This is a genomic window from Bacillus cereus group sp. BfR-BA-01430, from assembly GCF_022663115.1.
GTDB classification, from domain to species: domain Bacteria; phylum Bacillota; class Bacilli; order Bacillales; family Bacillaceae_G; genus Bacillus_A; species Bacillus_A cereus_BD.
This window is the reverse complement of record NZ_JAKUEW010000002.1, coordinates 534,397-545,407: the sequence shown is the minus strand read 5'-3', so window position 1 is coordinate 545,407 and position 11,011 is coordinate 534,397. Positions and strand designations below refer to the sequence as shown.

Here is an 11,011-nt window from a genome sequence, read left to right as displayed (position 1 = left end):
TTCATTTTGGAAAGTGGAAAAATAGAGAGAACGATGAAGCAATCACATAGCTTAAATGATCATGGTATTGCAATTATTGGTATGAGTGGAGTTTTCCCTGGAGCTAATGATATTCCTACATTTTGGGAGAATTTATTACAAGGGAAAGATTGTATTACACGGAAAGAACCATTAAATCCTTCTGGTACATTTGTACATGCATATGGTGCTTTAGAAAATATAGAGCAATTTGATGCAGATTTTTTTTCGATTAGCGAAAAAGAAGCTAGTCAAATGGATCCGCAACATAGAGTGTTATTACAATGTGCGTATCATGCCCTTGAAGATGCTGGTTATGTGGCTGAAGAAGAAAATGAAATTGGAGCGTTTTTTGGCACTGATGAACCATATTATGTATGGGAGAATTTATTTCAACAGGGAAACATAGATTTTGAAAAGTATGCAGAAAAAAAGGTGTACATGGAAAGTTCACTTAGTGGAAAAGTGTCCTATAAATTAAATCTCAAAGGTCCTTCATTAGTAGTACGGACAGCATGTTCAACTTCATTAGTAGCGGTTCATTTGGCTTGTCAAAGCTTACTTACAGGTGAATGTAATATGGCTCTTGCGGGAGCGGTTTCAATTTTTCCAAATCAAACGGGATATGCTCCATTAGAAGGGGCAATGTCAAGAAGTGGATATACAAAAACTTTTGACCAAAATGGAGACGGTTTTGTTCCAGGTAATGGAGCAGGATTAATTGTGATAAAACGTTTAAAAGATGCAGTAAGCGCTGGAGATCATATCTATGCTGTAATTAAAGGATCAGCTATCAACAATGATGGAAATCAAAAAGTTGGTTATACAGCTCCTAGCACAGTGGGACAAGCAACTGTTATTCAAAAAGCACTTGAAGTGGCTAATGTGAAACCTAGTAATATTAGTTATATTGAAACACATGGTACAGCGACCCCATTAGGAGATGCTGTTGAATTACGAGCATTATATCGTGTATTTCAAGGGGCACAAGATGGTAGGGTTAAAATCGGATCTGTAAAGCCTAATATTGGTCATTTAAATCAAGCAGCAGGGATTGCTGGTCTTATTAAAGTAGCTTTGTCTTTATACCATAAAAAAATACCAGCGTCTATTCATTTTAATAGAGAAAACCCACAATTAAAAATAGAAAAATCTCCTTTTCAAGTTGTCACGGAGTGTGTTGATTTGAAAGAGTGTAATACTCCTCTTTTGGCTGGAGTAAGTTCATTTGGTATTGGTGGTACAAATGCTCACATTGTATTAGGGGAGCCGCCGACTGTAGTAAAGAAAGAAGAAAAGAGAGACAACCTTATTTTATATAATGCTAAAACACTGCATTCATTGCAAGCAAAGAGGGAGCAACTTATAGAGTTTTTTGCAGAAGAAAGAAAACACCATCTAGAGGATATTGCTTATACACTTCAAAAAGGAAGAGAATATTTTCAATATAGGGAATTTATTGTAGCAGATAGTTATCCAGAAGCAGTGAAAGCTTTAGAAAAAAAGAATAATGATATGGATAATATTAGTGATATAGTGTCGCAAAACCCACATATTATTTTTGTTTTTCCGGGTGCTGGTGAAAAAGATATTAAAAATATTATGGGATTGTATGGATGTAATTCTGTTTTTTGTGAAGCACTAAATGAGTGTTTAGATGAAATAGATGTAACATCACGAAGAAATATTAGAGAGATATATTTAAATAGAGATACATGTATATATGAAAAACCAGCATTGTATATGCCTTTACAGTTTGCAGTCTCCTATGCGCTAGGAAAGATGTGGATGTCTATGGGCATTAAACCATTTGCAATGATTGGACATAGTTTTGGGGAGTATGCAGCAGCATGTTTAGCGGGAGTCATTAGTTTAAAAGACGCAATGTTTTTAACAAAAATGAGAGGTAATCTATTTGAAAGCATGGAAGAAGGAAGGATGATAAGTGTATTAATTGAAGGAGAGTTACTTCTTAGAAATCTTCCAAAAGGTATATCAGTCGCTGCTATAAATGGAGTTAATCGTTATGTTTTAGCAGGACATGTAAACGAAATAGAACGTTTTATACCATGGTTACAAAAGGAAGGAATAGCTTATGTAGAATTACCAGTAAATAAAGCGGGACATAGTCCTTTAGTAGAACCATTTATTATGAAATTTAAAGAATATCTAAATGAAGTTTCCTTTTCTACTAGTGATATCCCGATTATTTCTACTTTGACAGGAGATTGGCTTAAGCAGAGAGAAATTGAGAAACCTGAATATTGGTTACGTCAAATGCGGGAAACGGTACGTTTTTCGGAAGCGATTCAAGTTGCCTTGGCGGAAGAGGAAGTGGTGTTTCTTGAGATTGGGGAGGGACAGCAACTCACTTATTTGATAAAAAAAATGTTAGTTAACAGTCAAAAGCAAGCTGTATATCCTACGTTCTATAAAAAAACAAATGATGATTGGAGATCTATTCTTAGAACGATAGGTGAACTATGGGTTAGAGGGATAGAAATTTCTTGGGATGCTTTATACAAAAAGAAACCTCATCGAGTATCGGTTCCAGGATATCCATTTCAAAAACAATTCTTTTCAGTAAAGCAGGATTTCTTAAAAAAAATGATTCCTTCGAATAAAGAGCGGTTCTCATTATATACTTATTATTGGAAGCAATCGTATTTAATAGATGAGCCGGAGATAGGGAAAGAAGAGTTATGGATTATATTAGGGAATAAAAAGCAGGATGATGATATAGAAAAAGAAATAAAGAAAAAATTTTCTAATATAAAAGTATGTAAAATTTATCAAAAACCTTCATATAAGAATGTGGGAAATAATCTTTTTTATATGAAGAAGGGTAAGAAGTCAGATTTTGAAAATATACTTCAAGATTGTAATGCAGATAATTTTTATAAAATAAGAATTATAGATCTTTGGAATTGCCGAAATACGTGTAGGCATATTTGTAGCGTAACATCAGCCAAACAATTAATTGATAAGTTGAAAATATATACATTTTCTAATGAGATAGAGTCTATAAGTGGATTATCTACACGATTGAAAAACTTAACAATAGACGATCTTAAAATGGAAATCTCGCATAAAATAATTCATGAGGCGAATTCAATAAATAATATAATGAGTGAAATTAATGATAATTGGGATGAAAGATATGTCTTATACAGACATGGTGAAAGGTGGGTAAGTGTTGTCCAAAAGTTTCCTTCAGGAAACAAAAGTGTACTAGGGGAAAAAAGTTATACTAACTCATATGTTTGTTATCCGTCTTATCAGAATCAAAGTGCTCGAAAAGGAGAGAAAAGTTATGATAAGGAAATACGGAAAAGAAATGCTTTCAATTTAGATTATTTAAAAGAAGTGGAAAAGAAAACAAGAGCTTTATATAGTGTACAGCCTCTGAATCAGGTCCCAGGATTATTGGATGCATTAGAGAAACTATGTTTAAGTTGTATAGTTTTGTTTGTCCGTGAAAAATTTAGTGGGTTGGAACATGTTTCTTTAGAAGAATGGGGAAAAAATCAAGAAAAAAATGAATTGTATTCATTTTATATGGATTTTTTCTCAAAATTACTTCAAGAAAACCGATTATTGAGTATAGAGAAAGGAGAGATATTCTTTTCAGAGGAGTACATGAGTTATCCGGAACCAAAAGATTTGTATAAAAAAATAAGTCATCAATTTCCTTTATATTCTACATTAATGGAATTAATAGTAGATTGTACATCATACTATCATGATGTTTTTTCTGGAAAGTTTCCTGCCAATGCTGTATTATTCCCGAATGGTGACTTCCATAAGTTAATAAGCTATTATAGCAAGTTGCCTGAATTTTCATGGAAGTCTGCGTATATACACGTATTAATTGAATACATTCTATCATTGTTTAATGAAAAGAGAAAAAAAACATTTCGTATTTTAGAAATTGGAGCCGGAATAGGAAGTTTGTCATGGAGTTTATTAGAGAAGCTGCAGGGGGTTCAACACGTCGAATATTATTTTACAGATATTAGTCCAGTCTTGCTCCATCGTGCAAAAAGGAAAGCAGAAAAATTAGGAATGACCAATATAAAATTTATGCGCTTTGATATCACAAAGTCTGGTGAAGTACAAGGTTTTGAGAAAGAGTATTTTGATGCAATTGTTGGAATTAATGTTATTCAAATATCATCTTGTTTACAAAATACAATGGGATATCTCGCAGACTTATTAAAAGAAAATGGTAAATTATGTATAATGCAAACGGTATTGGTATACACGTTTCATTACTTGATTTTTGGATTATCACCAGGGTGGTGGAATTTTAAGAAAGACGTATTACGGGAACACACTCCGCTTTTATCGCCAGAACAGTGGAGAGACTTATTAGGCAAACAAGGATTTGAACTAATACAAATACTTCCTACTTCTGAAGAAAATCTACATTCTGATGTAACTTTATTTATAGCAGAGAAAAGAAAAAATGGATTTGATGAACAAAAAATAAATACTAACATGGAGCGAGAACAATCAAATCATAAAATAATGGAAAGAAATGATGAAAATAAGACGCTAATTGTTTCTTTAGAGCAGTTATATGATTTTACAGTAGAAAAAGAGGAAATGTTAGAACTAAAAATAAAAGATATCACGACAAAAATGTGCAGATGGGAAGAAGATTTTGAAATTATGCATGCAGATGTAGTAGTTCTAATCTTTAAAACTTCTAACAATGAATATGACAGGTTTTATATTGAGTGTTTTAAGAATTGGATAGCAAGAAAGAATAAAGAGGAAAATATTCGGTATTCAATTGTTATATGGAATATAGATGATGAAAATACAGTGTTAAAGAAAGAAGACGAGTTAGTATCTACAATTCTCTCTTTGGTTCCTCGTATTCCGGTTTTATATGTAGAAAATAAGCAAGAGAATTATCTCTGTTCAATGAAGCAATTAGAAACTTCTGTACCACATATGAATTCAGTCCCTTCATTATTAAATGATCGTATTGAAATGATTCTACATGAAATTATAAGAGATGTTCTGGGAGTTTATGTGCACGATCCAAAAGTATCATTTTTTGAATTAGGAATGGATTCCTTATCTGGATTAATGATCTGTGCAAGAGTACAAAAACAACTAGATTTTATATTGAATATGGATATGTTAATTAAGTACTGTGATTTAGAATCATTAGCTACATACATAAGGAACAAAGGAGAAGAGTCTCAAGTTATAGTGAATTATGTAGAAAAAGTATCACGAGGGAACAAAAATATTCGAGGTTTAATAAGTGAGTTATGAAAGGTGCGAGCATAAATGGGGATATTAGAGCAGTTGAAAGGTTTAACAAAAGAACAGCAAAAAAAACTACTGCTACATTTAGAAAAGAAGGGACAGGAGTACGGTGTATTTCCGCTTTCAAAAGAACAATCACGAATGTGGTTTCTATATAAAGTAGGAGAGGGAGCGGTATGTTATCAATCTGGATATGAAATTACGATAAAAGGGAGTTTTACAGAAAAAGCGATTGAATCTGCATTTGAAAAATTAATTAACAGACATGAGATATTAAAAACAAAATTCTTTGAAGTATATGGAGTTCCCTTTCAAGAAATTCAGCATTCAGTATCAGTACCACTGAAAAAAGAGGATTTTGCGTGGCTTCCAATTGAGGAAAGGGAAAAGAAATTAGAAGAATATTATTATAACGAAAAAAGACGACGTTTTTCCTTAAGTGAAGAGATACCGATTAGAGGTTTCCTTATCAAATATCGACCTACAGAGTATCGCTTGGGAATTATGGTACATCATATCGTTCATGATGGAAGGTCAATAGGGGTGATGATAAAGGAATTAGCAAATTTACTCGAAGTGTATAGTGGGCTTACAACAGAAGAGCCGAATCTTCCAGAACTTCAATATATGGACTACGTAATGTGGCAAAGGAAAGAAGAAAGAAAGGGAGTGTGGGAGAAACATTTATCTTATTGGAAATATCAATTAAAAGGGATTCCAGAGGAAATATGTGATTTAACAGATGATAAAAGAGAACTGCATATGCTAGATGGGAAAAATTATTCTTTTTGCATTGATACAAAGGATATGAAAAAAATTAGATTGTTGGCTAGTCAGAAAAAAACAACTGTTTTCAGTATTTTATTATCTATTTTTTATCTTTCTATATACCGTTTGAGTGGGACAAAAAAGTTCGCTGTGAGTACACCTGTTTTGAATCGAGACAAAGATGAATTTCAAGAGATGATAGGTTTGTTTGTGAATACCATTCCGCTCTCAATTCAAATGAACGAAGAACAAAATGTGATGACATTCTTGAAAGTTGTAACGGATTTAGTGATTCGTGGTTTAGCGAATAGCCATGTGCCATTTGAACAAATTATAGCAGATATAAAAACTGAGACATCGAATTATTCACCGTATACTCAAATAATGTTCGCATATCAAAATGCAGAATTACTGAATGTTGAAGAGAATTTTCAAGTACCTATAAAAGAAGGAAAGATTTCAGTACAAACTCTTTCGAAGCGTTTTATACAAAATATTCCTTTTGACTTGTTATGTACAGCTATACAATCGTCTAATCATATTGAAGTTATTTTTACCTACCATCAACACTTGTTTCATAATGGGAAAATTGAAGCATTATCGTCTGTTTTTCAAAATATATTAAGGCAAATACTTAAAAACCCTAAGTGCCAGATAAAAGATTTAACATTATTAAATGAGGAAGAGGGAAAGAAGTTACAAGTATTAATTACAGAACAAGAACAATCATGGGGAAATTACAGAAACTCTCTATATCAAAGTGTGAAATTGAAAAAGGATATTTCAATATATGCAAAGCAGGGAGAAGAAAAGTTAACGATTTTAGATTCGTTTGGAAGAGAGATACCACCAGGATGGAGTGGAGAAATATATATATTTGATGGGGATAGTTGGAGGAAAACTGGGATAACCGGCTATTGGTCTATAGATGGAATGATACAAATTGATCATAAACAAGAAGGATTCTTTTATGAAATACAAAAAGAAATATGTAAACATATAAAAGGGATTCAGTGTAAAATACGTGGCTATGCCGATATAATTATTATTTATTATGTTAGTGAAAAGAACATAAATATTGATACATTACGAGCGTTCTTTCCAGATGAAATAGTGAATTCTATACCGATATATGGACATCGTTTAAATTATATACCGTTAACTAAATCAGGTTATACAGATTGGAATTTAATCGATGGAGTGGTAGGGAAATCTATTGTTAGTGTGCACAATGCAAAACAACGTTTGTTAGAAATTCCTGATGTTTTATCAGTAAATATAATTAACAAAAATGCAGATGAAAATCATGATATATATTTTATTTCTTCGTCCCAAAAAGAGAGACTATACAATAATAAGTTATGGACTGAATCTAGAAAGAAAGCCCATGTGAAAGGGAAAGAATTATCGGAATTGTCGATTTCCTCTTTGAAAGAGGCATTAGATACAACTGCAGATTTATATCCAAATCATATTATTCGTGTATTAGAGAAAAATGGGGTTGAAGAAACGTTAACATATGATTCCTTACGTTCTCAGGCAATTCAAATCGGGCTGTGCCTAAGGAAATTAGGGATAGGCTCTGGAGATTATATAATTATATACAGTAGCAATATGAAAGAATTTCTTTTAGCATTTTGGGCCGCTATTCAACTAGGAGGAATTCCTGTCCCGGTTGGAACTGCTAAATTTGGAGGAATAAACAAAGGTGATAGAACAACAGATAGACTCTTAAATATATGGAATGCGCTAGAGCGACCATTTATTTTTGTTGGAAATGAAGAAGAGAAAGTTTTACGCAATCATAACATAAATGTAAACTCTCATATTGTTACGATAAAAGATGCATGTTTGCAGGATGATTCTCGATTAGAAGAAGTAAATATCGATCAAAAACAAACTGCTCTTTTATTATTGACATCAGGAAGCACAGGCAATCCTAAGGGGGTTGCTTTGACACACCGTAATATTTTAAAAAGATGTCAAGCAGATCAAAAAGAAAATAACTTTCATCCCAATGATATTAGTATGAATTGGATGCCAATGGATCATGTAGGTGCATTAGTTATGTCACATATTCGAGATGTATTTGTTGGAGCCAAACAAATACATGTAGATACTTCTTACATTCTGCAGGACCCATTACGATGGTTAGATTTACTTGATAAGTACAAAGTAACATTAACTTGGGCACCGAATTTTGCATACGGCTTGATTAATGAGAAAAGAGAGAGAGTAATGCAAAAAAATTATAACTTTTCTAACCTACGGTTTGTTTTGAATGGTGGAGAAGCTATTAATTTAAATACATGTAATCAGTTTCTTCAATTATTAGAGCAGAAAAAACTCTCAGTAACAGCAATGGTTCCTTCCTGGGGAATGACAGAAACATCATCAGGAGTTACTTATTGCAAGGAATTTGTTACAGGGCTGAAAGAAGTATCTGTTGGAAGACCGGTAGCTGGAATAGAAATGAGAATTGTGGATAATCAAAGGAAAGTGTTGCAAGAGAGAGAAGTGGGGCATTTAGAAGTTCGGGGAGAGATGGTGGCTACAAAATACTTTCTAATGGGAGAAGGATATTGTAATGCATGTGATAGGGACGGATGGTTTCGTACAGGTGATTTAGGAGTGATAGATAATGGTCAGTTATACATTGTGGGTAGAGAAAAAGATACCATTGTTATAAATGGAGAGAAATATTTATGTGAAGAAATTGAACAATCTTTAGAAAGTATTGATGGAATTCTTCCAAATTACACAGTTGTCTCTGGATGGCGTACAGGTGAGGATGATAGTGAAAAGATAGTTGTATTTTATTGTAAAATAGAAACTAATAGTGATGAAGTAATAACGTGTAATATACGTGAGATATTATTCCGAACGTTTGGTTTAGTCGTTGATAAGCTTATTCCATTAAAAGAGTCGGATTTTCCTCGTTCATCGATAGGAAAAGTTCAAAGGGAAAAACTTGTAAAAAAATATCTATCATATAACCAAGAGAAAAAACAAATAATCGGTTATCGACCAACTTGGATTAGATCTGAAAGTCCTATGATAAATAGTGAAATGGATACATCAATAATATTAGTATTTAATAGTAAATCATTTAGTGAACAAGAGATAGAAAAAGAATTTTCCCCTAAAGGATATCGATCTTTCATTTATATATATGATGCATCAAGTAGAGAAAAAAAAGAAAATACGTATTTTATTAGAAAAGAGAAAAAAGAAGATTATGAATGGCTACTACAGCAGTTACAGCTTGAATCCATCCAATTTGAAGGGATTTTACATTTATGGACTGCTGATAATGCAAATAGGAAAGAGTGGAACAATGATGAAAAGTGGGAGCTTGGATTTTTTAGTTTAATTTACTTAATCAAGGCGATAAAAAAAATAAGACCGACCTTATTACGAGAAGAAATATGTTTCTTACTAGCATCTAAAAGTTCTGTAAAAATAAAAGAAGTCGATAATATTATACCGGAATACAGTGCATTGGTATCTTTTCTTCGTTCAATGGTATGTGAAATACCAGAGTGGAAAATTCATCATGTTGATTTAGAAGAAGAGGACAACATGTCCTATTTGGATATTAAAAATATTCATATTGAGTTTTTAGCTATCGGAAACGAAGAGTTAGTTGCATATAGGAATGGGCATCGTTATACCACTTTCTTAGAGAAAGTCTCTTTCGAAAATGAGCTAAATAAGCCAGCTATTAGACAGGGTGGATTATACATTGTGACGGGTGGATTAGGAGGAATTGGTAAGCATATTTGCCATTTTTTACTTAAAGAATATGGTGTTACATTACTTATATTAGGGAGAACTGATCTTTCAAAAGTAAATAATAAAGAGGTTGATGAAAAATTAAGGGTTTTAGAGAAATTACAACAAGAAGGAGATGTGTATTACAGAAGTGTAGATATTTCAGAAGAGAAAAAACTAATGGAACAAGTGAAGGACATTGAAAATAGAGCCGGGGAAATTATAAATGGTGTTTTTCATTTGGCTGGAATTGGAAATTTGAGAGAACATGAGAGATATATAGAGCGACATCTGATTCCAAATGTTTATGAAGAGGATATTAAAAGGATGTTCGTCGCTAAAGTGCATGGAACGAGATCATTATTTCAGTTGGCAAAACAACGAAATAACGTCCCAATTTGGATTTTTTCTAGTATTAATGCGCTATTTGGTGCAAGTGCTTTTAGTGTATATTCTATGGTTAATGGTTATGCAGCTGCCGAAGCTTATGCACAGGATATGGTTCCTACACAAGTGATTTATTGGGGGTTATGGAAAGAAATTGGAATGAGTGCAGGTGCTAATACGGATGAAATGATAGCAATGGGGAGAGAAAGGGGATATATTCCTTTAGATCATGTATCAGGTCTCAAATGTTTTGAACACGCTATAAAGCATTCGAACTATAAAAGTATAATATTTGGAGTAGATGGTGCAAATATAGGAATTTCTCGAAAGTTTCGAACGGGTAAATTTTTCTCACATTCAAAATGGGAATTAAAGTATGCAACATATCATAACAAAATGATTTCAAAGGATAAATATGAATGGAATCAGAATAAGGATATCGTTGTTCAGCCTATAGAAGAAAAAAATATTGATGAGCGGAACGGCGGAATGAAAAGTGAGAATTCTATAGAAATAAAATTAATACAAATCTGGAGCGATATTTTACAACATAAGGATTTTCATGTGAAACAAAAGTTTTTCGAAGTGGGTGGAAGCTCCATTAAACTATTGCAATTGGTTGCGCGAATAAATCATGAATTTTCTGTTTGTTTTCAAATATCGGAATTATTCCAATTCAATACAATTGAAGAACTCGCTAATCGTATTCGATTATGGAGGCAAGAAAAGGAGAAGCCTAATCCAATTATAGGAAAAGTTTTTTGAGTAAAAAGGAGGA

2 protein-coding genes are annotated in these 11,011 nt (G+C 32.7%); both read left to right on the top strand.

The window, feature by feature from the left end; genetic code table 11:
- The first annotated feature begins 6 nt into the window (after window positions 1-6).
- Entirely contained in the window at window positions 7-5,310 is a 5,304-nt protein-coding gene (locus MR058_RS07175) for a type I polyketide synthase (protein WP_242143312.1), read from the top strand.
- Window positions 5,311-5,325: 15 nt separating this feature from the next.
- Window positions 5,326-10,998 carry an SDR family NAD(P)-dependent oxidoreductase gene (locus tag MR058_RS07170; protein WP_242143311.1) on the top strand — a complete coding sequence of 1,891 codons (5,673 nt, stop codon included), beginning with the start codon at window positions 5,326-5,328 and terminating at the stop codon, window positions 10,996-10,998.
- The last annotated feature ends 13 nt before the right edge of the window (window positions 10,999-11,011 follow it).